A 25,561-nucleotide genomic window follows, 5' to 3' on the forward strand; every position below is an offset into this window, starting at 1 on the left:
GTAGGAGTCTGGGCCGTGTCTCAGTCCCAGTGTGGCTGATCATCCTCTCAGAACAGCTAGGGATCGTCGCCTTGGTGAGCCATTACCTCACCAACTAGCTAATCCCACCTAGGTTCATCCAATCGCGAAAGGCCCGAAGGTCCCCTCCTTTCCCCCGTAGGGCGTATGCGGTATTAGCAGTCGTTTCCAACTGTTATCCCCCTCGACTGGGCAGATCCCTAGGCATTACTCACCCGTCCGCCGCTCGCCGGCAAAGATAGCAAGCTACCTTCCCGCTGCCGCTCGACTTGCATGTGTTAGGCCTGCCGCCAGCGTTCAATCTGAGCCATGATCAAACTCTTCAATTAAAGTTTTTTTGAATCTTACGATTCGGCTCAATGAATTCTGATTGCTTTATCAACCGAAGTTAACAAAGTCTTTTTGTACATATTGCTATGAACATTCATCGTTGCATTGAGTTTAAATTTTTTGATTGCCAACATTCCGAAGAACAGAAGACAATTTCGAATAACTCAATACCTGTGAATGTCCACACAGATTTCTTGTTTAAGTTGTTAAAGAGCGTTGATGTTAATTTTTCAAACATCGCCGTTAGACGCTAGGTCGTTGGCTTGGGCTGCGTATTCTACAGACCCTGCTGTCAGCGTCAAGTGTTTTTTCAAACTTTCTTGTCGCACTTGATTTGATGATGAAACCGAAGTTTTTATCCTTTCAAATCAACCTAACTCGCCGCGTTGCTTTCGCGCTGTGCCGTGTCAGTGGATGCGCATTATAGGGAGATTCTAAAACCACGCAACCCCTTTTTTAATCTTTTTACATAAAAAAAGATCGCTTGGCGATCTTTTAATCTAATACGATCTAAATCGCTTATTTAGACATCAGAAAGGATGCTAATTGAGCACCTTTATCTGTTTCAGTATAAAATTGCTTTAAGAAGGTAATGGCATTCTCATCATCCCAATCAACATAACTTAGTACATAAGCCACCAGCTCACTCTGTGGATTAAGAATAAATGTCGCTGGTATGGTTTCTAATGGAAGCACTTCACGCTGATTTTACTTGGGATCAAAATAAGACTCGAATTTAGCTAATCCAATAGATTCAGAAAGAGTTGTACTGTCTCTTTGCCATCGGCATCAATTGATATAGGCAACTGCATATATTGGGTTTGCTCTATTCTGTTGGCAAGCCTATCTAATGCAGGAAGCTCTCTTACACAAGGTGGACACCATGTTGCCCGCATATTGACAACTACGACTTTGCCTTTGAATACTTCAAAGTCTATTTCGTTACCATTGAGCTTACTGAAGTTAACTTGAGCGATAGGAATAGACTGCGGCAGGATAATAATTTTATCTAAACCTGTTTGTGAAACGGGCTTTTGATTAGGTTGCATTCCTGGGTAGGCTACACCGCTTTCTATTACCAGCAGGCTAACGCTAATAATAGAAACGGCGAGTACCAGTTTTTTAGCTATATCATTATTTATTACGTTTTAGTAATTCATCAAGCTGCTGTTTATCTTCAGCTGACATCTCTACGTGGGCATATTTTACATTTCTTTGCCGGCGAATAAGTATCGCACCAACAATGAAGCCTATAAATAGCAGCGCAAAAGGACCAATCCAAAGTACATATGTTTTTGGATCGAGTCTTGGATTATAGAGGACAAAATCACCATAACGACTTGTCATGAACTCTACAATTTGTTCGTCGGACTTACCATCATCAACCATCTTATAAACTTCTAAGCGCAAATCTTGCGCAACGGGCGAATTAGAATCGACTAAGTTTTGGTTTTGGCATTGCGGACAACGCAATTCATGCGCGAGTGACATTGCACGCTTTTGGTTGCTAGGTGTTTTAAATTCATAGGTATCTACAGGTGTTGCTTGAACCATGACACTAAACAGTAAGCAGATAACAAGCGTGATTGATAGGTTAACTAATTTCATTACGCCGCTCCATCCGCTTCAGCTTGTAGCTGCTGGACCATTGGGAATAAGGTGTCTTTCCAAATATTTTGATCAATTGGGCCTGCATAACGAAATCGTATAATACCATTATGATCAATAATAAATGTTTCTGGCGCACCATATACCCCGAGATCCAAACCTAAGCGACCATCTTTATCATAAAAGTTGATCGTATATGGGTCGCCTTCACGTTGTAGCTCTTTTATCGCTAATGCCCGCTCATCACGATAATTAATACCATAAATAGGCAAAATATTACGACGAGACAGCATAGTTAAAAAAGGATGCTCGTATTTACATGCAGGACACCAAGTGGCCCACACGTTCAATAGTGAAACTTGACCCTTTAAATCAGCCTCAGTTAACATTTCGCCTGCAGTTTCAAGTCTCTCAAGTTGGAAAGCCGGTACTGGCTTTCCTTCTAATGCTGAATCCAACTTTTGCGGATTAAGAAATAAACCTTGATATAAGAATACTCCCATCACCAAAAATAAGGCTAGTGGTATAAACAGCACCAACTTTTTCATAAGTTCTCCATTGTTAAGCTGTAGCAAGTTTATCTTTTGTTTTTTCTTCTGTAACTGTAGCCGTACTTTTTACACGGTAACGCTTATCAGATGCGGCAAGGAAACCACCCACCATCATAAAGATTGATCCGAACCATAACCAGCGCACAAAAGGTTTGTAGTTTAGACGCACAGCAAACTCAGTGGCACTTATTGGGTCGCCCATAGTCACATATAAGTCACGGAATAAACCCCAATCAATACCCGCTTCTGTCATGTCCATTGTGCGGACATTGTATTGACGACGATCCGGTTTTAATAAGGTAATGTACTTATCATCTTGATAGATTTCAATTTGACCTTGCTGTGCAGTGTAGTTTGGCCCAACGACATTCTTAGTTTCAAGATACTTGAATGTGTAACCCGCTAACTCTTGACTGATACCAGGCCCCATTCGAACACTTTTCTCTATTGAATAGTTCGACACCATAGTTGCACCAACAATTGACACCGCGATACCAAAATGAGCAAGGATCATCCCAAGCTGGCTACGTCCAATACGAGTTAAACTGATGCTACCATCGGTTCCTTTAACCATATTGTAGCCCGCGCGGAATGTCGATAATGTCACCCATGTTGCTGCAGCAATACCTAGTGCAACCCATATATCGAACTCGCCGCCCATTAGAAAAGGCACAGCTAAACCGACGACTGCAGCACTAATTGCAGGTACAAGCAATTGACGCTTAATCTCGCCTTGTTTTGATTTTTTCCAGCGAATAATTGGACCAATACCCATAAAGCCAAATAATACCAACACGATTGGAACAAATACCGCGTTAAAGTATGGCGGCCCAACAGAAATTTTACCCATACCCAGTGCGTCTATAAGCAATGGATATAAGGTTCCGAGTAAAACGGTACCTGCGGCTACAGTTAATAGCACGTTACAAACCAACAACATGGTTTCTTTCGACTTCAGTTCAAATCGTGCAGGACTGCTCATTTCACTGGCGCGGAAAGCAAATAGAGTTAAAGATCCCCCAACAGCGATAGCAAGCAGTAGCAAAATAAACATACCGCGACTTGGATCCGCTGCAAATGAATGCACCGATGTAAGTACACCTGAACGTACAATAAAGGTACCCAGCAAACTTAATGAGAAAGCAAAGATTGACAGTAAAACAGTCCAGTTACGAAATGCGCCACGCTTCTCCGTTACAACTAAAGAGTGAACTAATGCAGTACCAATTAGCCAAGGCATAAATGAAGCATTTTCAACTGGATCCCAGAACCACCAGCCACCCCAGCCTAATTCATAGTATGCCCACCAAGAACCTAGTGAAATACCACCGGTTAAAAATACCCAAGCTGCTAGCGTCCAAGGACGAGACCAACGAGCCCAAGCTGAATCTAAACTGCCACTCATTAGTGCCGCAATAGCAAAGGCAAAACTAACAGAGAAACCAACATAACCAAGATATAACATTGGCGGATGGAAGATTAACCCCACATCTTGCAACATTGGATTTAAGTCACGCCCTTCCATTGGTATTGGAAATAACCGTTCAAATGGACTGGAGGTTAGAACCATAAACAAGGTAAAGCCGACAATAACCATGGCGAGTACTGATAATACCCTCGCAGTAAAGACTTCTTCCAAGCCTTTACTGAACATGGCTACTGCTGTCGCCCAAACTGATAATGAGAATACCCAGAACAATAATGAACCTTCATGACCGCCCCATACTGCAGCAATTTTAAAGAATATGGGTAATTGTGAATTTGAATGATGTGCAACGTAGGCGACAGAGAAGTCATCAACCGCGAAACTGTAGCCCAATATGACCACTGAAACCAAAATGAAGAAAAACATACCGTATGCAAGAGGCCAAGCATATCTTACTAAATATGCATCTTTCTTGGCCGCACCGATTAATGGAACACTGGCTAATAGCATGGCAAATGCCAAACCTATTATCAGGGAAAAATGTCCAATTTCTGGAATCATGGGTATTCCTTAGTTAAATAAACATTGATTTGATATCAACAAATCACGTTAATGCAGGTAATGAGCATATGTCATTATACTCACATTAGCTTAAACGAATTTTAAATCATTTTAGTGCTTGCAACAGCACATGTCTGCCATTTTCGTGCAAAACTGGGTTACTTGTCTCATTATCGGTATCCAGTTGGATCAAAACGTCGGTTCACAATAGCAAAGCGATAGGACTAACAAAATAATCGAAAGTTTCTCATCATTTAATGCGATCAATATAAATTGTGAACCAGTACTCAACTCTCAAGATTGAGCTTTATATCTTCCTTATATTACTATTCAATTAATAATCTTTACGTATAATCGTGCAATCAAGCTCAGCGGAAACTCCGCTTTCCTATAAACTAAAAGTGAATATTGAAACGATGACCACATTTTGGATTCTTATCGCGCTTGTCCTCATTATCGGTTTAATGATGATTTGGGTACCTCATTTTCGTCAGACAAAGCTACTTCAAGCTGAAGAGTCTGGCGTCCGTAAACAAACAAACCTTGAACTGTTTAATGAACGTTTAGGCATTCTTGAGAAAGAATTAAAAAACGAGTTACATGATCAGAATGAATTTGATGCATTAAAGCAGGAATTAGAAATTAGTTTACTGCAGGATATGAAGCATAAAGGTGATGACTCACTTACTGCAGCAAAGCCTAAAGGCGTTTTATGGCCTTCGATGATGACTATAGTAGTATTGGGGCTAACCGGTTATTTCTATCAACAGCTTGGTGCATATAATGAACTGGCAAATCCTCCACAAGCAAATAACCCGCATGAAGGCATGAGTAATGAACAAATCATGGCTCAGCGTGTGCAAATAATGGAAGCACAAGTTCAACAAGCACCTGAAAACAGCCAAGCCTGGTTTAGTCTAGGCCATGCTTATATATCTGCAAACCAATATGGTAAAGCTATTGCTGCATTCGATAAAGTCATGGAATTAGTCGGAACCCATGCAGAATTACTTGGCCCTAAGGCTACGGCGATGTATTACCAGGCAGGTCAAAAGCTCACGCCTGAAATTCAAACTATTATTAAGCAGTCATTGGCTTTAGACGCACAAGACCCATCGACATTATTACTGGTAGGAATGGACGCATTTTTTAATGCTCAATATCAAGATGCAATTAATGCATGGCAAGCTATTTTAGATAGTGACCGTAGTGATGTTGACCGAACGGCATTAATGAATGCTATTCAATCAGCTAAAATGAGCATGCAATCCGATATGGGAGCTATGCCAAATGATGATGCTCACAATCCGATTAAAAATGCCACGACTACAACGGCCACAACAGTAGCGAAAACCGTTAGCGTTTTGGTTGAAGTTGCACCAGAACTGGCGTCTAAAGTAGGACCTAACGATCAAGTATTTATTTTTGCTCGCGCAACTCAAGGACCCAAAGTACCGTTAGCAGCAACTAAAATCAATGCGAGCGATTTACCATTCACCATTACCTTAGATGATAGTACTTCTATGGGCGGCGATATAAAACTAAGTGGTGCTAGCGAAGTGGAGATTATTGCAGTGCTGTCTAAACATGGCAGCGTAAAACCACAGGCGGGTGACATGAAAGGCAGTGTAGCTGCTGTTAAGGTCGGTGGTAAAACCACACTGGTACTGGATAAAATAGTTCAATAACTTAACTTGTAAGAAGGACTTATTATAGTTTTCCTTAATACAACATTTTATAACTCGCTATCATACACCCATAAAAAAACCGGCTATTAGGCCGGTTTTTATATTCTTAAAGAAGAATTACTTAGACATGAACTCAATAGCGTTCTTGTAATCTTCATCAGAACAGTCGGTACACATACCGCCAGGTGGCATTGCGTTTAAACCTGACTTAACAGAGCCAACTAAAGCATCAACACCTTTAGCTAAACGAGGTTCCCAAGCGGCAACATCATGAGATTTAGGCGCACCCGCAACTCCCATGCTGTGACATACTTGACATGCCTTGTTATATACAGCTTCACCTTCTTGAGCAAATACATTCGCAGACAAAGTTAATGCAGCTACTGCAGTCATTGCTAACAATTTTTTCATGTTCAACGTTCCTAATTGCAAATAAATACAAAGCTTAACGCTGCCTGTTATTTTTAGAAGGCAGACTATTTTTAGCTCTACTAGGTTACTACAAACTGCAAAAAATCTCACCTTTTTGTGATAACAATCTCACCTTGACGTTCAAATAACCCAATATTAACCAGTTCAAGTAATATATTAGCAAATGTTGAAAAAAATCCCATTTTATTAATTTTATTGGAACTACATCAAATTGCGAGCACTTAATCATACCTAAAGGTAACTGCATAATACTGTTTATGTTAATATCTTTTAGTGTTTCATAGTAGGCTAAATAGAGGGTTCAGTGACAAAAATAACACCATCCACTCCCTTGATCAGTGCAAACAAGCTGACATGTATTCGCGAAGAGCGTTTATTATTTGATGAGCTTAGCTTTGATATAATGGCTGGAGATATCGTTCAAATTGAAGGTCCCAATGGTTCCGGAAAAACAAGCTTACTGCGTATTTTAGCAGGTTTATCTCGCCCCTACTCTGGGGATGTATTGTATTTACAGCATAACATTATCCGTTCGCGAGATGAATTTAATGAAAACTTGCTTTATCTTGGCCACTTAGCAGGCGTTAAAAGTGAATTGACAACAGAAGAAAATCTTAATTTCAATTTAAGAATCAGTGGTTATGATGACCATAAAACGTCTGATATTTTAGCCAAAGTAAATTTAAGCGGGTTTGAAGAAGCATTAGCTGGCCACTTGTCTGCAGGCCAACAGCGCAGGACAGCGTTAGCAAGGTTATGGCATACCAATTGTAAAATATGGATATTGGATGAACCTTTTACCGCTATCGATAAAAAGGGTGTTGAAGAGCTTGAACAACTCTTTTTAGCGCATGCTAATAACGGTGGATGCGTAATTATTACAACTCATCAAGATATGAGTTTAATTAATGAAGCTAATCTTCGAAAAATCACTCTCGATTATCGTTTCATATAAGGCTAAATGATGAACAGAGGTATTAGCTACACCAGTGCGTTTATAACCTTACTAAAACGTGATTTGAAAATTGCAATTAGACATCGCGGAGACATATTTAATCCGCTGTTGTTTTTCATTATGGTTGTAACCCTCTTTCCGCTAGGGATTGGGCCAGAGCCCCAAGTATTAACGCGGGTGGCACCAGGAATAATATGGGTAGCCGCTCTTTTAGCCTCAATGCTATCACTAGAAAGGCTCTTTAAAGCCGATTACAGTGACGGTAGCTTAGAGCAAATGTTACTTAGCCCACAACCGCTAGCAATTATGGTATTGGCTAAAGTCTTAGCTCATTGGATTTTAACCGGTGTACCACTGATTCTCGTATCACCATTATTGGCTGTATTACTGCATTTAGAAAGCAATAGCTACATGGCATTAATGGCCACGTTAGCGCTTGGAACACCAGTACTGTCATTATTAGGGGCTATTGGTGTGGCTCTTACCGTAGGACTAAGTAAAGGAGGGGTATTACTCACCTTATTAATATTGCCTCTATATATACCTGTGTTGATTTTTGCTACTAGTGCAATCGATGCTGCTGGAATGAATTTACCCTATGATGGTCAGCTAGCTATTATTGGCGCTATGCTGGTTGGTTCGTTAATCATGGCACCATTTGCTATTGGTGCCTCCTTACGTGTGAGTACAAATTAATATGTGGAATAAGATGTGGAAATGGCTTAATTCATATGCAGATCCAGAGCGGTCTTACACTCTTGCTGGAAAAATGTTGCCTTGGTTTACATGTTTAGCAATTGTCATGATTGGCATTGGCACTACATGGGGCTTGTTATATGCTCCAATGGATTATCAGCAAGGTGATAGTTTCAGAATTATATATATACATGTTCCGGCCGCATCGATGTCAATGGCTGCCTACATGGGAATGGCGACAGCATCATTTATTGGCATAGTCTGGCAGATTAAAGCTGCCGATTGGGCTGCAGCGTCTATTGCCCCTATTGGTGCAGTCATTACCTTCATAGCATTGTTTACTGGCGCTGCATGGGGGAAACCTATGTGGGGAACATGGTGGGTTTGGGATGCACGATTAACGTCAGAGCTAGTGTTATTGTTCCTTTACCTTGGTGTTATCGCACTTTACGCCTCTTTTGAAGATAAGGTCTTGGCTGGACGAGCCGCTGGCATACTGGCCATTGTTGGAGTAATCAATATTCCAATTATTAAGTATTCAGTTGAATGGTGGAGCAGCTTACACCAACCAGCAACCATCAAAATTACTGAAAAATCTACAATGACTGGAGACATGCTCTATCCGCTGCTTATCAATATTGTCGGATTTGGCATGATGATTGGAGCATTAACCATAGTAAGATATAGAGCAGAAGTATTAGCACGTAACGGAATGCGTCCTTGGGTTCGTGATTTAGCTAACGCGGAGAGGGTAAAATAATGCAGTTCGATACAATCGCAGAATTTATAGATATGGGCGGCTATGCGTTTTTTGTATGGTTGGCTTACGGTGTAACATTTGGCAGTTTAGCTATGTTGATTATCCATAGCCTTCGCCAAAAGAAAAAGTCCTTATTGAGATCTCTAAAAAGATTATCAGAGAAGAACGATTAAAAGAATCAAGAGGTAAGAAATCGTGAACCCAAGACGTAAAAAAAGACTCACCCTAGCAGTAGCATTAATCTTAGGTGTAGCAGGCATAGCTTCTCTTTTATTATATGCGCTAAATACCAATTTAAACTTGTTTTATACCCCATACGAAATTGTACATGGTAAAAAAGACACTGGGGTTAAACCAGAGGTTGGACAGCGTATTCGCGTAGGAGGCATGGTTACTGTCGGCTCAATGATCCGTGACCCTGAAAGCTTGCATGTAGAATTTGCAGTGCATGACTCCGCAGGTGGGGAAGTGATTGTGACATTTGATGATCTTCTTCCCGATTTATTCCGCGAAGGCCAAGGAATCGTCGCTCAAGGGGTATTAGTTGGATCTGGTAAGCTAGAAGCTACTGAAGTACTTGCAAAGCATGATGAAAACTACATGCCGCCAGAAGTTGCTGAAGCAATGGGACAAACTCATCAAAAGCTTGATTATCCTGAAGGCGCTGAGCCTAAGGGTTATAAATACCAATAATCTATATGGTTAACCTGTAAATGCCAATTGTATTAAGTTAATGTCATCTAAATAAATACTAGTCCTTATACCTAGGCAAATATATGGCCTTAATAAAAAAGACTGAACGTGAAAACGTTCGGTCTTTTTTATCTTGGTAATTCAGCTGGCTTATATCCATTCTTATTAGAATGTAATTTATTTTAGGCTGCGTCACGCACCGGAACAGTGAATATAACTTTAGGTGTAGTCATTATATTAAAGGCATTTAAAACTGTAATAGGTTTGATGACACAGCCCTGAAAGTGAATTGTAAAGCGAATTACGACTACTAGACAAGTTTATAAACTACTGATTGAAAAGCGGACTAGTGAAAAACAGCGAGCGTTAATATGACAGGGAAATTAAAAGCCGTTTTTTACATACAAAGCATAATACCAATTCCATTAATTATCAGGTCATTGGGCGGGAACAACTCAGGCGTTTCATTTCTTTGTCACATTGTTCTACCTGGGAACAACCATTGTTTTAATAATGCGCCTCAAACTGAAAAACTGAGTAGCTCTGTTTGGTCACATAATTAATGAAATTGGTATAATCTTGAAATAAGAATATCTGTTCTAAAAATTAGCTATAAAAAAACCGAGCCTAAGCTCGGTTTTTAATAAGTAATTAAAAATTAATTACTCTGCAGCTTCAACTTCAACAGCTTCAGCAGCTTCAGGACGACCTACTAACTCGATGTAAGCCATTGGGGCTTTATCACCGGTACGAAGACCGCACTTAAGAATACGAGTGTAACCACCAGGACGTTCCTGGAAGCGTGGACCCAATTCAGTAAATAACTTACCTACAACTTCAGCGTCGCGGGTACGAGCGAAAGCTAAACGGCGATTTGCAACGCTGTCTACTTTAGCTAATGTTATTAGAGGTTCAACTACGCGACGCAATTCTTTCGCTTTTGCTACAGTTGTCTTGATTATCTCATGACGAACTAGTGAGCATGCCATGTTACGGAACATAGCTTGGCGATGACTGCTGTTACGATTTAGTTGACGACCACTCTTACGATGGCGCATGACTAATCCTTATAACCTTAATCTGTACTAACCTGAGACTTATAGGTCGTCTGCTAAACTGGCTGGAGGCCAATTTTCAAGACGCATACCTAACGACAGTCCGCGAGATGCTAAAACGTCCTTAATTTCAGTAAGAGATTTCTTACCTAAGTTAGGGGTTTTCAACAACTCAACTTCAGTGCGTTGTACCAGATCACCGATGTAATGAATCGCTTCGGCTTTCAAACAGTTAGCCGAACGTACAGTTAGCTCTAAATCGTCGACAGGACGCAACAATATCGGATCGAATTCCGGTTTATCATCTTCCTCAGGCTTAGCTGCAGGCTCACGTAAATCAACAAACGCATCTAGCTGTTCGGCTAAAATAGTTGCTGAGCGACGAATTGCCTCCTCAGGATCGATAGTACCGTTAGTGGTCATATCGATTACAAGCTTATCTAAGTCTGTGCGCTGTTCAACACGAGCTGCTTCTACATTGTATGCAATGCGAGCAACAGGTGAGAATGACGCATCAACCAACAGGCGACCAATTGGACGATCATCGTCTTCGGTTTGTGCACGAGCCGAAGCAGGTACATAACCACGACCACGTTCAACACGGATACGCATGCTGATGTCATTATTACCAGTCAAATGACAGATAATATGATCAGGATTCATGATGGTAACATCGCCATCATGCGTGATATCTGCTGCTGTAACAGGGCCTGTGCCGGACTTACTTAACGTAAGCATAGCCTCGTCTTTACCCTCGATAGTTACCGCTAAACCTTTAAGATTTAACAATATCTCAAGGATATCTTCTTGTACGCCTTCCTTACTGCTATATTCATGCAGTACGCCATCAATCTCGACTTCTGTAACAGCACAGCCAGGCATAGATGACAATAGGATGCGACGCAACGCGTTACCTAAGGTATGGCCAAAACCACGTTCTAGCGGTTCTAGTGTAACTTTGGCGCGAGTTGAATTAACCTGCTCAATTTCAACGAGACGCGGTTTAAGAAATTCTGTAACAGAACCCTGCATTGTGTCCTCTCTTGTTTGTTAGCTTTACTTAGAGTAAAGCTCGACGATCAGCTGTTCGTTAATATCCGCAGACAAATCGCTACGTTCTGGTAGACGCTTGAAAGCACCTTCCATTTTCGCATTGTCGACTTCTACCCATGTAGGCTTTTCGCGTTGACCAGCCACTTCTAAAGCCGCTTTAATACGAGCTTGAGTGCGTGATTTTTCACGGATGCTTACAACATCATTCGCAGACACTTTGAATGACGGAATGTTAACAACACGACCGTTAACCATAATTGATTTATGGCTTACTAGCTGACGTGATTCTGCACGAGTAGAACCGAAACCCATACGATAAACTACGTTATCTAGGCGGACTTCTAAAAGTTGTAACAAGTTCTCACCTGTGTTGCCTTTTAAACGTGCAGCTTCTTTGTAGTAGTTACGGAATTGTTTTTCTAACACACCGTAAATACGACGAACTTTTTGTTTCTCGCGTAACTGAGTACCATACTCAGACAAACGTGGCTTACGAGCGCCATGTTGTCCTGGTGCAGTTTCCAGCTTACACTTCGATTCGATTGCTCTCACACCGCTTTTTAAGAAAAGGTCTGTACCTTCTCGGCGGCTGAGCTTGAGCTTAGGACCCAAGTATCTTGCCATGATCTTTCTCCAACTATCCTATAACGTAGTGTTATACACGACGTTTTTTAGGTGGACGACAACCATTGTGAGGGATAGGTGTCACATCAGTAATATTGGTTATTTTGTAACCAACTGCGTTCAGTGCGCGAATCGCTGATTCACGCCCTGGACCTGGACCCTTCACAAAAACTTCAAGGTTTTTAACACCATAATCTTGCGCAGCAATACCTGCACGCTCCGCAGCAACCTGTGCAGCAAACGGGGTCGATTTACGTGAACCACGAAAACCAGAACCACCTGAGGTAGCCCAAGATAAAGCATTACCTTGACGATCGGTAATGGTTACGATTGTGTTGTTGAAAGACGCATGGATATGAGCCATGCCATCTGCAACCTGTTTACGTACGCGCTTACGCGGAGAACGTGACGGAACTTTAGCCATTTTGGTTTACCTTCCCGTTACTTTCTGATTGGTTTACGTGGACCTTTACGCGTACGCGCATTGGTCTTAGTACGTTGCCCACGAAGTGGCAGGCTACGACGATGGCGGAGACCACGATAACAACCAAGATCCATAAGACGCTTGATGTTCATTGAAATCTCACGACGTAAATCACCTTCTACAGCATATTTGGCGACTTCTTCGCGTAGGATATCTATTTGAGCTTCGCTCAATTCCTTGATCTTAGCATCTTCAGCAATTGAAGTAGCAGCACAGATTGCTCTTGCGCTTGTACGTCCAATACCAAAAATAGCAGTCAATGCGATGACTGTATGCTTTTGATCAGGAATGTTAATGCCAGCGATACGGGCCACTATGCACTCCTTAAATGTTAAAGGCTATCTGCGAAAAGCCCGAAAGGATACTCGACAGACAACAAATTTGCAAACAATATTTTTGGTCAGCCCATTATTGGGCTGACCAACTTCTTACTTAGCCTTGACGCTGTTTGTGTTTTGGTTCAACACATATCACGCGAACAACACCACTACGCTTGACGATCTTGCAATTACGGCAGATCTTCTTCACGGAAGCTCGAACTTTCATTTCATCACTCCGTAAAAGCTAACTTATTTTCCAAAGCGATCTAAATTCGCTTTGTTGACTAGATTAGCTTTCTTCATCACAGACTCATACTGATGAGACATCATATGGGTCTGAACCTGAGCCATGAAGTCCATGATCACGACTACTATAATTAGTAGCGAAGTACCGCCAAAATAGAACTGTACTTTCCACGCAATTAACATGAACTCCGGAATTAAGCAGATAAAGGTAATATACAACGCACCCGCTAAGGTTAAACGTGTCATTACTTTATCAATGTAACGCGAAGTCTGTTCACCGGGACGAATCCCAGGAATGAATGCACCACTCTTTTTCAAATTATCTGCTGTTTCGCGTGGATTAAAAACCAACGCAGTATAGAAGAAACAGAAAAAGATAATTGCTGTCGCGTACAATAATGAATACAGCGGTTGCCCTGGTGACACAGCTAAAGCGAAATCGCTTAACCATGACATAGACTCATTTTGTCCAAACCACTGAGCCAGTGTGCCTGGAAACAAAATAATGCTGGAAGCAAAAATTGGTGGAATTACACCTGCCATGTTCACTTTAAGTGGTAAATGAGTGCTTTGTGCAGCGAAGACCTTACGGCCTTGTTGGCGCTTAGCATAGTTAACAACGATACGACGTTGTCCACGTTCCACAAACACTACAAAGTAAGTTACAGCAAATACAATAACCGCGAGCAACAGTAGTACCAATACATTCAAGTCACCTTGACGCGCCTGCTCGGCTGTTGAGCCGATAGCCGATGGTAGTCCTGCAACAATACCTGCGAAAATTAATATCGAGATACCATTACCAATACCACGTTCGGTAATCTGTTCACCTAGCCACATTAGGAACATAGTTCCAGTGACTAGACTCACAACAGCAACAAAGTAAAATCCAAATCCAACATTTGCCACAAGGCCAGGGACTAAATTTGGTAAACCTGTCGCGATACCGATAGACTGCAATGTACCCAGTACAAGTGTGCCATATCTAGTATATTGACTAATCTTTTTACGCCCTGACTCGCCTTCTTTTTTCAATTCAGCAAGTGCAGGATGCACAACAGTCAATAACTGCATGATAATCGATGCCGAAATGTACGGCATGATACCTAATGCAAAGATAGAGGCACGCTCTAAAGCACCACCCGAGAACATGTTAAACATGCCAAGGATGGTATCTTTTTGCTGAGCAAAAAGCTCTGCTAATACAGCTGCGTCAATACCAGGAATTGGCACAAACGAACCGGCTCTAAAGACGATAATCGCACCAATCACGAACAGAAGACGAGTTTTCAGTTCAGATAAACCGCCTTTCGCGCTTTTTAAATCAAGTCCTGGTTTTGCCATCGACGTATTATTCCTCGATCTTGCCACCGGCAGCTTCAATAGCTGCACGTGCACCTTTGGTTACCTTTAGACCTTTAACAGTCACAGGGCGCTCAATGGTACCTGAAAGAACGATTTTCGCAAACTGGATATTGCGAGTAATAACGTTCGCAGCTTTCAGAGTGTTCAAATCGATGACATCACCGTTAACTTTTGCTAGTTCGAGTAAACGAACTTCAGCTGAAACCAAAGCTTTGCGAGAGGTAAAGCCGAACTTAGGTAAACGGATTTTAAGAGGCATTTGACCGCCTTCAAAACCTACACGCACACCGCCGCCAGAACGAGACTTTTGTCCCTTATGACCACGACCTGCGGTTTTACCTAAACCAGAACCAATACCACGGCCCACACGCTTAGGAGCAGATTTAGAACCTGCTGCTGGAGATAGAGTATTTAGACGCATTATCTTATTCCTCCACCGAAACCATGTAGTAAACCTTGTTGATCATACCGCGAACTGAAGGAGTATCTTCAAGCTCAACTGTATGACCAATACGGCGCAGACCTAAACCTGTTAGGGTAGCACGGTGTTTTGGTAAACGACCGATGCTGCTTTTAGTCTGTGTTACTTTAACTGTTTTAGTAGCCATGGTGCATTATCCCCGAATTTCGTCAACATTCAGGCCACGTTTAGCAGCGATTTGAGCAGGTGACTTCATGTGCACCAACGCATCGACTGTTGCGCGAACGATGTTGATCGGGTTAGTAGAACCGTATGCTTTTGACAGAACGTTATGAACGCCTGCTACTTCCAATACGGCACGCATTGCGCCACCGGCAATAATACCGGTACCTTGTGATGCAGGTTGCATGTACACAAGTGAGCCTGTATGGCGACCTTTAACTGGGTGATGCAGAGTACCTGCATTCAACTCAACGGTCACAATGTTACGACGCGCTTTTTCCATTGCTTTTTGAATTGCAGCTGGAACTTCACGCGCTTTACCATAGCCATAGCCAATCTTACCATTACCGTCACCCACTACTGTTAGTGCTGTGAAGCTAAAGATACGACCGCCCTTAACTACTTTAGAAACACGATTAACTGCAATCAATTTTTCTTGCAAATCGTCTTTTTGCTGAGCTTCTAATTTAGCCATTTATAACCCCTTAGAACTTCAGGCCAGCTTCACGAGCAGCGTCTGCTAATGCAGCCACACGTCCGTGATACTTGAAACCAGAACGGTCGAACGCAACTGTAGCTACGCCCTTCTCGATCGCACGCTCAGCAACTAGTTTACCAATTGCTTTAGCCGCATCTACGTTTCCGGTACTCTTTAGTTGCTCTTTAACTGTTTTTTCAACAGTTGAAGCGGCAGCTAACACCTGAGCTTCAGGACTAATAACCTGAGCATAAATGTGACGCGGTGTACGATGTACAACCAGACGATTCACGCCTAGCTCTTGGATCTTCTTACGTGCACGAGTAGCGCGACGTAAGCGAGATGTTTTCTTATCCATATCGCGTTACCTACTTCTTCTTAGCCTCTTTACGGCGTACAACTTCGTCGTCATAGCGAACACCTTTACCTTTATAAGGCTCTGGTGGACGGTAACCACGAATGTTTGCAGCAACCTGACCAACCAACTGTTTATCAACGCCTGTTAAGACGATCTCAGTTTGGCTAGGACATTCTACTGTCACGCCTGCGGGTAGCTTGTGTACTAATGGATGTGAGAAACCTAATGTTAAATCTAAGTCACTACCAGCGATTTTCGCACGGTAACCTACACCAACAAGTTTAAGTTTTTTCACAAAACCTTGAGATACACCAACAACCATATTGTTTACGAGTGCACGTGCCGTACCTGCCTGTGCCCAAGCTTTTTCAAAGCCTTCGACAGGTAGAAACTTAACTTGTGCATCTTCGATAACAACATTTACCGCATTGTTGATTACTCGAGTCAGACTACCTTTACCGCCTTTGACGGTAAGAGTCTGTTCGTTTAAAGTCACCTCTACGCCAGCAGGGATAGTGACTGGTGCTTTTGCAACACGAGACATTACTAACTCCTTACGCTACGTAGCAGATAACCTCGCCACCCGAGCCAAATTGGCGGGCGGCACGATCAGTCATCAAGCCTTTAGAAGTGGACACAATTGCGATACCCAGACCGCCCATAACCTTTGGTAGTTCGTCTTTACCTTTGTAAATACGAAGACCAGGACGGCTTACGCGCTGGATAGTCTCAACGACTGGTTTGCCTTGAAAGTACTTTAATGTAATTTCTAATTCAGGCTTAGCTTCATCTGCTACGGCGTAGTCAGTAATGAAACCTTCATCTTTAAGTAATTTCGCAATTGCTACTTTTAACTTAGCTGAAGGCATCTTTACAGATACGTGGTTAGCAGCTTGGCCGTTACGAATACGGGTTAACATATCCGCAATAGGATCTTGCATGCTCATATTAGCTTACTCCGTGACAAGTGCTTACCAGCTGGCCTTACGTAGGCCAGGAACTTCACCACGCATGGTTGCTTCACGTAATTTAATACGGCTTAAGCCGAATTTACGTAAGAAGCCATGTGGGCGACCAGTTTGATTACAGCGATTGCGTTGACGCGATGCGCTTGAATCACGTGGTAGTGCTTGCAACTTAAGTACCGCATCCCAACGATCTTCTTCAGAAGTCTCTGGGCTGCTGATAGCAGCTTTAAGTGCTAGACGCTTTTCAGCATACTTAGCTACGAGCTGTGCACGTTTTGCTTCACGTGCTTTCATAGATGTTTTAGCCATTATGCTACCCTTATTTCTTAAATGGGAAGTTAAAAGCGGTCAACAAAGCACGACCTTCTTCATCATTCTTCGCAGTAGTAGTGATAACAATATCCATACCACGAATTTTATCGATTTTATCGTAATCGATCTCAGGGAAGATGATCTGTTCTTTCACACCCATTGCGTAGTTACCACGGCCGTCAAACGCTTTAGCGCTTAAGCCACGGAAGTCACGAATACGTGGAATTGCAATGTCAACTAGACGCTCTAAAAATTCCCACATACGCTCACCGCGTAGGGTAACTTTACAGCCTATAGGGTAGCCTTCACGGATTTTAAAGCCAGCAACTGATTTACGAGCAACAGTTACAATTGGCTTTTGACCAGCGATTGCAGTCATGTCACGAAGCGCATGCTCCATAACTTTCTTATCTGCAACAGCTTCGCCAACACCCATATTAAGGGTGATTTTATCAATCCGAGGGACTTGCATGACACTGCTATAACCGAACTTTTTAGCTAGTTCAGCGATTACAGTCTCTTGATATTTATCATGCAGTTTCGCCATCGTTTACTCCAAATTACTTAACGAGTTCGCTGTTCGATTTATAAAAACGGACTTTTTTGTCGTTTTCAAATCGGAAACCAACACGATCCGCCTTGCCTGTGGCTTGGTTAAAGATCGCTACGTTTGATGTTTGCATCGGTGCTTCTTTCTCGATAACGCCGCCAGCTACGCCCAATTGTGGGTTTGGCTTTTGGTGTTTCTTAACGAGATTGATGCCTTCAACAATTAATTTACCAGTAGGTAGAACTTGAGAAACCTTACCGCGTTTACCCTTGTCTTTACCTGCTAATACAATCACTTCGTCTTCACGACGGATTTTTGCTGCCATTTTGAAAGCTCCTTACAGTACTTCAGGTGCCAGAGAGACAATCTTCATAAATTGCTCAGTACGCAATTCACGTGTCACTGGTCCAAAGATACGAGTACCAATCGGTGCAAGGTTTGCATTAAGCAATACCGCTGCATTCCGATCGAAGCGAATGACAGAACCGTCTGGACGACGTACGCCTTTCTTAGTACGGACTACCACCGCGTTATATACATCACCTTTCTTCGCTTTAGCGCGAGGAATCGCTTCTTTAACAGAAACTTTGATAATGTCGCCGATACCGGCATAACGACGATGAGAGCCACCCAAGACCTTAATACACTGAACTCTACGTGCGCCACTATTACATGCGACGTCTAGAGTCGATTGCATTTGGATCATTTTAAGTGCTCCGCTATCGTTACTACACAAATCCCAATATTGGGACAATATTTAGCCAAAATATGAGGATAGTTTTACTCAATTTTGGCGCGCAAGTATAACACCACAATATCGGATTGCATAGTAAAAAAACAAACGGCTCCAAAATAAGGAGCCGTTTAGATTAACCTAATACAAAATTAGGCTTTGGTTACTACTTCAGCTAGGGTCCAAGACTTAGTCTTAGATAGAGGACGACACTGACTAATAGTCACGATGTCACCTTCATTACACTGATTAGTTTCGTCATGTGCATGGATCTTAGTAGTACGCTTAATGTACTTCCCATAAATAGGATGTTTCACTTGGCGCTCAATAGCAACAGTAATAGATTTTTCCATTTTGTTACTAATTACTTTACCTTGCAAAGTACGGATTTTATCAGACATTACGCACCTGCCTTAGAAGTAATAATGGTCTTAACACGTGCAATGTTACGACGCACTAGTTTCAATTGATTCGTTTGAGTCAATTGACCAGTAGCGTGTTGCATACGCAGGTTAAACTGCTCACGCAGCAGACCAAGTAATTCAGCGTTAAGTTCTTCAACGCTCTTTTCTCTTAGTTCGCTCGCTTTCATTACATCACCGTCTTAGTTACGAAGGTAGTCTTTAGAGGTAGTTTTGCCGCTGCTAAAGCGAAGGCTTCACGAGCCAACGATTCAGGAACACCACCCATCTCATAAAGAACCTTACCAGGTTGAATCTGACATACCCAGTATTCAACGTTACCTTTACCTTTACCCATACGCACTTCAAGAGGCTTAGAGGTAATTGGCTTGTCAGGGAAAACTCGAATCCAAATTTGTCCTTGACGTTTAACATGACGTGTCATGGCACGACGTGCAGATTCAATTTGACGTGCAGTTAAACGGCCACGGCCGACTGCTTTCAAACCGAAAGTACCAAAGTTAACTTCAGTACCGTTCGCTAGACCACGGTTGCGGCCTTTGAACATCTTGCGAAACTTCATACGTTTAGGTTGCAGCATTAAAGTTTCTCCTATTTACCACGAGGCTTACGCTTAGGTTGCTGCTTTGGCTCTTCAATAGCAGGCATCATACCGTCTAGAACTTCGCCTTTGAAGATCCAAACTTTAATACCAATCACACCATATTGCGTGTGACTTTCAGCTGTTGAATAGTCGATATCAGCACGTAAAGTATGCAAAGGTACACGACCTTCACGATACCATTCTGCACGTGCGATTTCAGCACCACCTAAACGGCCGCTTACTTGAACCTTGATACCTTGGGCACCAATACGCATTGCGTTTTGAACTGCGCGCTTCATAGCACGACGGAACATAACACGGCGCTCTAACTGCTGAGCAATACTGTCAGCAACAAGCTTAGCGTCTAATTCAGGCTTACGGATTTCAGCGATGTTGATTTGAGCAGTAGTGCCTGTGATTTTAGACACATATGCACGTAGTACTTCAACGTCTTCACCTTTCTTACCAATCACAACACCTGGACGGGCAGTGTGAATAGTAACGCGGATGCTTTTCGCTGGGCGTTCAATGACAATCTTAGATACTGATGCGGCCTTTAACTTTTCAGTTAAATATTGACGCACTTCCCAGTCGCTGTTCAGATTATTTGCATAGTCTGATCCATCTGCGTACCAGGTAGAGATCCAAGGCTTAGTGATACCCAAACGGATACCATTAGGATGTACTTTCTGTCCCATTGCTCTCTTCTCCTAGCGATCTGATACAACCACAGTAATGTGGCTGGTACGCTTCATGATACGATCAGCGCGACCTTTGGCACGTGGCATGATACGCTTCATAGTTGGGCCTTCATCTACGAAGACGGCTCCAACTTTAAGCTCATCAATATCCGCACCTTCGTTGTGTTCGGCGTTTGCTATAGCTGAGTCAAGTACTTTTTTAACTAGTACGGCGGCTTTCTTGGGGCTGAATGTCAAAATCTCGAGTGCCTTAGAAACAGGCAATCCGCGAATTTGATCAGCAACTAGACGGGCCTTCTGCGCAGACGTACGAGCAAAACGATGTTTAGCTAAAACTTCCATCTTATTCCTCCCGTATTAACGCTTCTTCGCTTTCTTATCTGCAGCATGGCCGCGATAAGTGCGAGTTGGTGAAAATTCACCAAGCTTGTGGCCGATCATTTCGTCAGTTACGAACACAGGTACGTGCTGACGACCATTATGGACAGCGATGGTCAACCCAATCATATTAGGGATGATCATTGAGCGGCGAGACCAAGTTTTAATTGGCTTTTTATCTCCCGCTTCCATCGCTTTCTCTACCTTCTTCAGCAAGTGCAGGTCAATGAAGGGACCTTTCTTGAGAGAACGTGGCATGGCGAATCCTCTTACTATTTATTACGACGACGTACGATGTACTTGTCAGTGCGCTTATTACTACGAGTTTTATAACCCTTAGTTGGCACACCCCATGGACTCACTGGATGACGTCCACCAGAAGTACGGCCTTCACCACCACCATGTGGATGGTCTACTGGGTTCATTGCAACACCACGCACTGTTGGGCGTACGCCTCTCCAGCGCTTAGCACCTGCTTTACCTAACTGGCGTAGCATGTGTTCGGCATTTCCAACTTCACCAAATGTCGCGCGGCAATCAACTGGAACTTTACGCATTTCGCCAGAGCGAAGACGTAGAGTTGCATATGCGCCATCACGAGCAACAACTTGTACATAGGCACCAGCTGAACGAGCGATTTGAGCACCTTTACCAGGCTTCATTTCTACTGCGTGAACAACTGAACCAACAGGAATGTTGCGTAACGGTTTAGCGTTACCAGTTTTGATTTCAGCATCATTACCAGATTGGATTGGATCGCCAGACTTCATGCCTTTAGCAGCAAGAATATAACGACGCTCACCATCTGCGTATAATACTAAAGCAATGTGCGCAGTACGGTTTGGATCGTACTCAATGCGCTCAACTTTTCCTGGAATCCCATCTTTATCGCGTTTGAAGTCGATTAGACGGTAATGTTGCTTGTGACCACCACCAATGTGACGGACAGTGATACGGCCAGTATTGTTACGGCCACCACTTTTAGTTTTTCTCGCCAACAGGCCAGCAAAAGGTTTACCCTTATGCAGATCCGTATTCACCACTTTAACTACGTGGCGACGACCTGGAGAGGTTGGCTTACACTTAATAACTGCCATGATAATTCTCCTTTGCTTACTCAGCGCCGCCGACGAAATCGATGTCAGCACCAGCAGCTAAAGTAACATAAGCTTTTTTCCAATCGCTACGACGGCCTGTACGGGCGCCAGTACGTTTGGTTTTACCTTTGTTAACTAAAGTGCGAACTGTATCTACTTCAACTTCAAATAGCTTCGCTACTGCAGCTTTGATCTCTGCTTTAGTCGCATCGATTGCTACGCGGAAAACTACAGTGTTGTTTTTCTCTGCAACAACAGTACTCTTTTCAGAGATGTGCGGAGCAAGAATAACTTTTAGCAAACGTTCTTCGGTGATCATGCTAGCATCTCCTCAATTTGCTTCACTGCATCAGCAGTAACAAGAACAGTGTTAAACGCAATTAGACTTACTGGGTCTAGACCCGCAACGTCACGTACGTCAACTTTGTATAAGTTGCGAGCTGCTAAGAATAAATTCTCATCAACTTCTGCAGTAACAATTAGAACATCTTGTAAGTTCATTGCTGCTAATTTAGCTTTTAGCTCTTTAGTTTTAGGAGCTTCAACACTAAATGATTCAACAACAACTAGACGCTCTTGACGTACCAATTCCGAAAATATGCTTCTTAAAGCACCACGGTACATCTTTTTGTTAACTTTTTGGCTGTGATCTTGAGTTTTAGCAGCGAATGTTACGCCACCGCCACGCCAGATTGGGCCTTTAACACTACCGGCACGAGCACGGCCAGTGCCTTTTTGGCGCCAAGGCTTTTTGCCTGAGCCAATAACTTCCGCGCGCGTCTTTTGGCCACGAGTGCCTTGACGTGCGTTTGCAGCGTAAGCTACAACTACCTGATGAACCAATGCCTCGTTAAAGTCACGGCCGAAGGTAGTTTCGGAAACTTCAAGAGCGCTCTGCGCGTCTTTCAATACCAATTCCATTACTATCTCCTCAGACCTTAAGCTTTAACTGCTGGCTTGATAATCAAGTCACCATTTGTAGCGCCTGGAACAGCGCCGCGTACTAATATCAAGTTACGCTCTGCATCAACACGTACAACGTGTAGATTTTGAGTAGTTACTTGTTCAGCACCCATATGGCCTGACATCTTCTTGCCTTTGAATACACGACCGGGCGTTTGGTTCTGACCGATAGAACCATTCGAGCGGTGAGCCAAAGAGTTACCGTGAGTCATATCTTGGGTACGGAAGTTCCAACGCTTAACGCCGCCTTGGAAACCTTTACCTTTTGATTGACCGGTAACGTCTACTTTCGCCACTTCTGCGAAAATATCAACATTAAGCTCAGCACCAACTTCAATGCCTTCGCCTTCACCATCTGCTAGACGCACTTCCCATAAACCACGACCGGCAACTACGCCGCCCTTGGCAAAATGACCTGCTTCTGCTTTAGTGATGCGATTGGCTTTTTTGGTACCTGTAGTTAACTGTAGTGCACGGTAACCGTCAGTTTCTAAAGTTTTCACTTGAGTTACGCGGTTGCCAGCTACTTCAATCACTGTTACTGGGATTGACGTACCATCTTCAGTGAAGATGCGAGTCATACCCACTTTACGACCAATAAGACCGATAGCCATCTCTCAAACCTCTTCTAAGGATCTCAATTAACCTAAGCTAATCTGAACGTCGACACCAGCCGCAAGATCTAAACGCATTAACGCGTCTACTGTCTTTTCTGTTGGCTCTACGATGTCAACTAAGCGCTTGTGCGTACGAATTTCATACTGATCACGAGCATCTTTGTTAACGTGCGGAGAGATCAAAACGGTATAACGCTCTTTGCGTGTAGGTAGTGGAATAGGACCACGGACCTGCGCGCCTGTACGCTTAGCAGTTTCAACGATTTCCGCTGTAGACTGATCAATTAAACGATGATCAAAGCCTTTCAAGCGGATACGGATTCTTTGGTTCTGCATTGACCAGAGCTCCTAAAATGGACACATAAAAAATCACCCTCTTGCTACTTCCTGATCGGAAATGCAGAGCGAGATGATTTAACCGTTCGACTCCCAATCGGAGTCGCTATGAATATGAAAAGCCAAATCGACTTTTCTTTCGCTCACTACACTAATGCAGCTGCAGCGAGTGGGCAATTATACAGATCTAATTTATAAGATCAAGGCCCTTTGTGCGATATATCTAAATAAGTCTACACAATTCGTTGCGCAGCATTTTACACAATTATTATCAAAATACTAGTAAATTTTTTGCAATAAAAAAGGAAGCCTAGGCTTCCTTTTTCAATGTTAACTAAATTCGCAATTAAGCAATAATTTTAGCTACAACACCAGCACCAACTGTACGGCCACCTTCACGGATAGCGAAACGTAAACCGTCGTCCATCGCGATTGGGTAAATCAAAGTAACTACCATCTTGATGTTATCACCAGGCATTACCATTTCTACGCCTTCTGGTAATTCGATAGTTCCAGTTACGTCCGTTGTACGGAAGTAAAACTGTGGACGGTATCCTTTGAAGAATGGAGTGTGACGTCCGCCTTCTTCTTTTGATAACACGTATACTTCTGATTCGAAAGTAGTGTGTGGGTTGATTGAACCTGGCTTAGCTAGTACTTGACCACGTTCTACGTCATCACGCTTAGTACCACGTAATAACACACCACAGTTCTCGCCAGCACGACCTTCGTCAAGTAGCTTACGGAACATTTCTACGCCAGTACAAGTTGTTTTAGTTGTGTCTTTAACACCAACAATTTCAACTTCGTCTGATACGCGTACAATACCACGCTCAACACGACCAGTTACCACTGTACCACGACCAGAAATCGAGAATACGTCTTCGATTGGTAGTAGGAATGGCTTATCGATGTCACGCTCTGGCTCTGGAATATAAGTATCTAGTGCTTCTGCAAGCTCAAGAATTTTAGCTTCCCACTCTGGTTGGCCTTCTAGTGCCTTAAGAGCTGAACCTTGAATTACTGGTAAATCATCACCTGGGAAGTCGTATTCTGACAGAAGTTCACGTACTTCCATCTCTACTAATTCTAGTAATTCTTCGTCATCTACCATGTCACATTTGTTCATGAATACGATGATGAAAGGTACACCTACTTGACGAGAAAGTAGGATGTGCTCACGTGTTTGTGGCATTGGGCCGTCTGTAGCAGCAACTACTAAGATTGCGCCATCCATCTGTGCAGCACCAGTGATCATGTTTTTAACATAATCCGCGTGACCTGGACAGTCGACGTGTGCATAGTGACGAATTGGTGTGTCATATTCGATGTGAGAAGTATTAATTGTAATACCGCGCTCACGCTCTTCAGGAGCGTTATCGATTTGAGCGAAGTTACGCACTTCACCACCATAAGTCTTAGATAACACAGCAGAAATAGCTGCAGTTAAAGTTGTTTTACCATGGTCAACGTGACCGATGGTGCCTACGTTTACGTGAGGCTTCTTACGTTCAAATTTAGCTTTTGCCACGATATATTCCTTTCTTTTCAGAAGTG

General features: G+C 42.8%; 40 protein-coding genes, 1 rRNA gene and 1 pseudogene (1 of these 42 running past the window's edge). 6 read left to right on the plus strand and 36 right to left on the minus strand.

Annotation, left to right across the window (positions count from 1 at the left end):
- The 6 genes from L0B17_RS01130 to L0B17_RS01155 all read right to left on the minus strand — a co-directional run.
- A 16S ribosomal RNA gene (locus L0B17_RS01130) occupies nt 1–347 on the minus strand; it reaches 1,197 nt to the left of the window's first position.
- Nucleotides 348–867: 520 nt separating this feature from the next.
- On the minus strand, nt 868–1,044 hold the full coding sequence (locus L0B17_RS01135) for a hypothetical protein (RefSeq protein WP_235087011.1): 177 nt from the start codon (nt 1,042–1,044) through the stop codon (nt 868–870).
- 44 nt (nt 1,045–1,088) lie between these two features.
- Nucleotides 1,089–1,397: a TlpA disulfide reductase family protein gene (locus tag L0B17_RS01140; RefSeq protein WP_235087012.1), complete on the minus strand. Its 309-nt coding sequence runs from the start codon at nt 1,395–1,397 to the stop codon at nt 1,089–1,091.
- 85 nt (nt 1,398–1,482) lie between these two features.
- A complete protein-coding gene (nrfF, locus tag L0B17_RS01145; protein WP_443019914.1) occupies nt 1,483–1,956 on the minus strand; it encodes a heme lyase NrfEFG subunit NrfF in 474 nt (157 codons plus the stop codon).
- Nucleotides 1,956–2,504, minus strand: coding sequence for a DsbE family thiol:disulfide interchange protein (locus tag L0B17_RS01150; RefSeq protein WP_235087014.1), 549 nt, complete (start codon nt 2,502–2,504; stop codon nt 1,956–1,958). Before L0B17_RS01150 ends, nrfF begins: the two co-directional genes overlap by 1 nt.
- Before the next feature lie 13 nt (nt 2,505–2,517).
- Nucleotides 2,518–4,494 (minus strand): heme lyase CcmF/NrfE family subunit, encoded by a 1,977-nt coding sequence (locus L0B17_RS01155; protein WP_235087016.1) that lies wholly within the window; start codon nt 4,492–4,494, stop codon nt 2,518–2,520.
- Between the two features lie 416 nt (nt 4,495–4,910).
- Here L0B17_RS01155 and ccmI point away from each other — a divergent pair, with 416 nt between their 5' ends.
- A complete protein-coding gene (gene ccmI, locus L0B17_RS01160) occupies nt 4,911–6,182 on the plus strand; it encodes a c-type cytochrome biogenesis protein CcmI (RefSeq protein WP_235089469.1) in 1,272 nt (423 codons plus the stop codon).
- A 117-nt stretch (nt 6,183–6,299) separates the two neighbouring features.
- Here the strand turns inward: ccmI and L0B17_RS01165 are convergent, their stop codons facing one another.
- Nucleotides 6,300–6,593 carry a c-type cytochrome gene (locus L0B17_RS01165; RefSeq protein WP_235087018.1) on the minus strand — a complete coding sequence of 98 codons (294 nt, stop codon included), beginning with the start codon at nt 6,591–6,593 and terminating at the stop codon, nt 6,300–6,302.
- 325 nt (nt 6,594–6,918) lie between these two features.
- Between L0B17_RS01165 and ccmA the strand changes: the two genes are divergently transcribed.
- The 5 genes and pseudogenes from ccmA to ccmE all read left to right on the plus strand — a co-directional run bounded on the left by ccmA (nt 6,919) and on the right by ccmE (nt 9,718).
- Entirely contained in the window at nt 6,919–7,569 is a 651-nt protein-coding gene (gene ccmA, locus L0B17_RS01170; RefSeq protein ID WP_235087019.1) for a cytochrome c biogenesis heme-transporting ATPase CcmA, read from the plus strand.
- A gap of 9 nt (nt 7,570–7,578) precedes the next feature.
- Complete coding sequence (ccmB, locus tag L0B17_RS01175) at nt 7,579–8,265, plus strand: heme exporter protein CcmB (RefSeq protein ID WP_235089471.1); 687 nt, start codon at nt 7,579–7,581, stop codon at nt 8,263–8,265.
- A gap of 13 nt (nt 8,266–8,278) precedes the next feature.
- Nucleotides 8,279–9,025: a heme ABC transporter permease gene (locus L0B17_RS01180; protein ID WP_235087021.1), complete on the plus strand. Its 747-nt coding sequence runs from the start codon at nt 8,279–8,281 to the stop codon at nt 9,023–9,025.
- Nucleotides 9,025–9,224: pseudogene (ccmD, locus tag L0B17_RS01185) on the plus strand (heme exporter protein CcmD). The gene L0B17_RS01180 and the pseudogene ccmD overlap by 1 nt, the downstream one beginning before the upstream one ends.
- On the plus strand, nt 9,221–9,718 hold the full coding sequence (gene ccmE, locus L0B17_RS01190) for a cytochrome c maturation protein CcmE (protein WP_235087023.1): 498 nt from the start codon (nt 9,221–9,223) through the stop codon (nt 9,716–9,718). The pseudogene ccmD and the gene ccmE overlap by 4 nt, the downstream one beginning before the upstream one ends.
- Nucleotides 9,719–10,380: 662 nt before the next feature.
- Here ccmE and rplQ read toward each other — a convergent pair.
- The 29 genes from rplQ to tuf form a co-directional block, all read right to left on the minus strand.
- Nucleotides 10,381–10,776 (minus strand): 50S ribosomal protein L17, encoded by a 396-nt coding sequence (rplQ, locus tag L0B17_RS01195; protein ID WP_226411972.1) that lies wholly within the window; start codon nt 10,774–10,776, stop codon nt 10,381–10,383.
- Between the two features lie 39 nt (nt 10,777–10,815).
- Nucleotides 10,816–11,805, minus strand: coding sequence for a DNA-directed RNA polymerase subunit alpha (locus L0B17_RS01200; protein WP_188843792.1), 990 nt, complete (start codon nt 11,803–11,805; stop codon nt 10,816–10,818).
- 24 nt (nt 11,806–11,829) lie between these two features.
- On the minus strand, nt 11,830–12,450 hold the full coding sequence (gene rpsD, locus L0B17_RS01205; RefSeq protein ID WP_226411974.1) for a 30S ribosomal protein S4: 621 nt from the start codon (nt 12,448–12,450) through the stop codon (nt 11,830–11,832).
- A gap of 31 nt (nt 12,451–12,481) precedes the next feature.
- The gene (gene rpsK, locus L0B17_RS01210; protein WP_011635661.1) at nt 12,482–12,874 is read right to left on the minus strand and encodes a 30S ribosomal protein S11; all 393 of its coding nucleotides are present in this window, start codon (nt 12,872–12,874) and stop codon (nt 12,482–12,484) included.
- A 17-nt stretch (nt 12,875–12,891) separates the two neighbouring features.
- Complete coding sequence (rpsM, locus tag L0B17_RS01215; protein WP_226411976.1) at nt 12,892–13,248, minus strand: 30S ribosomal protein S13; 357 nt, start codon at nt 13,246–13,248, stop codon at nt 12,892–12,894.
- 118 nt (nt 13,249–13,366) lie between these two features.
- Entirely contained in the window at nt 13,367–13,480 is a 114-nt protein-coding gene (gene rpmJ, locus L0B17_RS01220; protein ID WP_006083579.1) for a 50S ribosomal protein L36, read from the minus strand.
- Between the two features lie 23 nt (nt 13,481–13,503).
- Complete coding sequence (gene secY / locus L0B17_RS01225) at nt 13,504–14,844, minus strand: preprotein translocase subunit SecY (protein ID WP_235087025.1); 1,341 nt, start codon at nt 14,842–14,844, stop codon at nt 13,504–13,506.
- Nucleotides 14,845–14,851: 7 nt separating this feature from the next.
- The gene (gene rplO / locus L0B17_RS01230; protein ID WP_226411978.1) at nt 14,852–15,286 is read right to left on the minus strand and encodes a 50S ribosomal protein L15; all 435 of its coding nucleotides are present in this window, start codon (nt 15,284–15,286) and stop codon (nt 14,852–14,854) included.
- 4 nt (nt 15,287–15,290) lie between these two features.
- A complete protein-coding gene (gene rpmD / locus L0B17_RS01235) occupies nt 15,291–15,473 on the minus strand; it encodes a 50S ribosomal protein L30 (protein ID WP_235087027.1) in 183 nt (60 codons plus the stop codon).
- Between the two features lie 6 nt (nt 15,474–15,479).
- The gene (rpsE, locus tag L0B17_RS01240; RefSeq protein WP_076502247.1) at nt 15,480–15,983 is read right to left on the minus strand and encodes a 30S ribosomal protein S5; all 504 of its coding nucleotides are present in this window, start codon (nt 15,981–15,983) and stop codon (nt 15,480–15,482) included.
- Between the two features lie 10 nt (nt 15,984–15,993).
- Nucleotides 15,994–16,344: a 50S ribosomal protein L18 gene (rplR, locus tag L0B17_RS01245; RefSeq protein ID WP_188843805.1), complete on the minus strand. Its 351-nt coding sequence runs from the start codon at nt 16,342–16,344 to the stop codon at nt 15,994–15,996.
- A 10-nt stretch (nt 16,345–16,354) separates the two neighbouring features.
- Nucleotides 16,355–16,888, minus strand: coding sequence for a 50S ribosomal protein L6 (rplF, locus tag L0B17_RS01250; protein ID WP_235087029.1), 534 nt, complete (start codon nt 16,886–16,888; stop codon nt 16,355–16,357).
- A gap of 10 nt (nt 16,889–16,898) precedes the next feature.
- Complete coding sequence (gene rpsH / locus L0B17_RS01255; RefSeq protein WP_188959299.1) at nt 16,899–17,291, minus strand: 30S ribosomal protein S8; 393 nt, start codon at nt 17,289–17,291, stop codon at nt 16,899–16,901.
- 24 nt (nt 17,292–17,315) lie between these two features.
- Nucleotides 17,316–17,621 carry a 30S ribosomal protein S14 gene (gene rpsN, locus L0B17_RS01260; protein ID WP_235087030.1) on the minus strand — a complete coding sequence of 102 codons (306 nt, stop codon included), beginning with the start codon at nt 17,619–17,621 and terminating at the stop codon, nt 17,316–17,318.
- Nucleotides 17,622–17,631: 10 nt separating this feature from the next.
- Nucleotides 17,632–18,171 carry a 50S ribosomal protein L5 gene (rplE, locus tag L0B17_RS01265; protein WP_226411982.1) on the minus strand — a complete coding sequence of 180 codons (540 nt, stop codon included), beginning with the start codon at nt 18,169–18,171 and terminating at the stop codon, nt 17,632–17,634.
- Nucleotides 18,172–18,184: 13 nt separating this feature from the next.
- Nucleotides 18,185–18,499: a 50S ribosomal protein L24 gene (rplX, locus tag L0B17_RS01270; RefSeq protein WP_226411983.1), complete on the minus strand. Its 315-nt coding sequence runs from the start codon at nt 18,497–18,499 to the stop codon at nt 18,185–18,187.
- A gap of 12 nt (nt 18,500–18,511) precedes the next feature.
- Nucleotides 18,512–18,880 carry a 50S ribosomal protein L14 gene (rplN, locus tag L0B17_RS01275; RefSeq protein WP_011494644.1) on the minus strand — a complete coding sequence of 123 codons (369 nt, stop codon included), beginning with the start codon at nt 18,878–18,880 and terminating at the stop codon, nt 18,512–18,514.
- Nucleotides 18,881–19,059: 179 nt separating this feature from the next.
- Complete coding sequence (gene rpsQ / locus L0B17_RS01280; RefSeq protein WP_188922997.1) at nt 19,060–19,308, minus strand: 30S ribosomal protein S17; 249 nt, start codon at nt 19,306–19,308, stop codon at nt 19,060–19,062.
- Nucleotides 19,308–19,499, minus strand: a complete 192-nt coding sequence (gene rpmC, locus L0B17_RS01285) for a 50S ribosomal protein L29 (RefSeq protein WP_006083592.1) — start codon at nt 19,497–19,499, stop codon at nt 19,308–19,310. The genes rpsQ and rpmC overlap by 1 nt, the downstream gene beginning before the upstream one ends.
- The gene (gene rplP / locus L0B17_RS01290; protein WP_235087032.1) at nt 19,499–19,909 is read right to left on the minus strand and encodes a 50S ribosomal protein L16; all 411 of its coding nucleotides are present in this window, start codon (nt 19,907–19,909) and stop codon (nt 19,499–19,501) included. Before rplP ends, rpmC begins: the two co-directional genes overlap by 1 nt.
- An 11-nt stretch (nt 19,910–19,920) precedes the next feature.
- The gene (gene rpsC / locus L0B17_RS01295) at nt 19,921–20,610 is read right to left on the minus strand and encodes a 30S ribosomal protein S3 (protein ID WP_226411984.1); all 690 of its coding nucleotides are present in this window, start codon (nt 20,608–20,610) and stop codon (nt 19,921–19,923) included.
- A gap of 12 nt (nt 20,611–20,622) precedes the next feature.
- Nucleotides 20,623–20,955, minus strand: coding sequence for a 50S ribosomal protein L22 (rplV, locus tag L0B17_RS01300; protein WP_160056441.1), 333 nt, complete (start codon nt 20,953–20,955; stop codon nt 20,623–20,625).
- 15 nt (nt 20,956–20,970) lie between these two features.
- Nucleotides 20,971–21,249, minus strand: a complete 279-nt coding sequence (rpsS, locus tag L0B17_RS01305; protein ID WP_006083596.1) for a 30S ribosomal protein S19 — start codon at nt 21,247–21,249, stop codon at nt 20,971–20,973.
- Nucleotides 21,250–21,263: 14 nt separating this feature from the next.
- Nucleotides 21,264–22,088 (minus strand): 50S ribosomal protein L2, encoded by an 825-nt coding sequence (rplB, locus tag L0B17_RS01310; RefSeq protein WP_226411985.1) that lies wholly within the window; start codon nt 22,086–22,088, stop codon nt 21,264–21,266.
- 16 nt (nt 22,089–22,104) lie between these two features.
- Nucleotides 22,105–22,407 (minus strand): 50S ribosomal protein L23, encoded by a 303-nt coding sequence (gene rplW, locus L0B17_RS01315; protein WP_226411987.1) that lies wholly within the window; start codon nt 22,405–22,407, stop codon nt 22,105–22,107.
- Nucleotides 22,404–23,009, minus strand: a complete 606-nt coding sequence (gene rplD, locus L0B17_RS01320) for a 50S ribosomal protein L4 (RefSeq protein WP_235087034.1) — start codon at nt 23,007–23,009, stop codon at nt 22,404–22,406. The genes rplW and rplD overlap by 4 nt, the downstream gene beginning before the upstream one ends.
- Before the next feature lie 17 nt (nt 23,010–23,026).
- Nucleotides 23,027–23,665 carry a 50S ribosomal protein L3 gene (rplC, locus tag L0B17_RS01325; RefSeq protein WP_226411991.1) on the minus strand — a complete coding sequence of 213 codons (639 nt, stop codon included), beginning with the start codon at nt 23,663–23,665 and terminating at the stop codon, nt 23,027–23,029.
- A 27-nt stretch (nt 23,666–23,692) separates the two neighbouring features.
- Nucleotides 23,693–24,004, minus strand: coding sequence for a 30S ribosomal protein S10 (gene rpsJ / locus L0B17_RS01330; protein ID WP_011635639.1), 312 nt, complete (start codon nt 24,002–24,004; stop codon nt 23,693–23,695).
- Between the two features lie 346 nt (nt 24,005–24,350).
- Nucleotides 24,351–25,535 carry an elongation factor Tu gene (tuf, locus tag L0B17_RS01335; RefSeq protein WP_235087035.1) on the minus strand — a complete coding sequence of 395 codons (1,185 nt, stop codon included), beginning with the start codon at nt 25,533–25,535 and terminating at the stop codon, nt 24,351–24,353.
- Nucleotides 25,536–25,561 lie beyond the last annotated feature (26 nt).

The sequence above is a fragment of the Shewanella sp. OMA3-2 genome (genome assembly GCF_021513195.1).
In the GTDB taxonomy this organism is placed as follows: Bacteria; Pseudomonadota; Gammaproteobacteria; order Enterobacterales; family Shewanellaceae; genus Shewanella.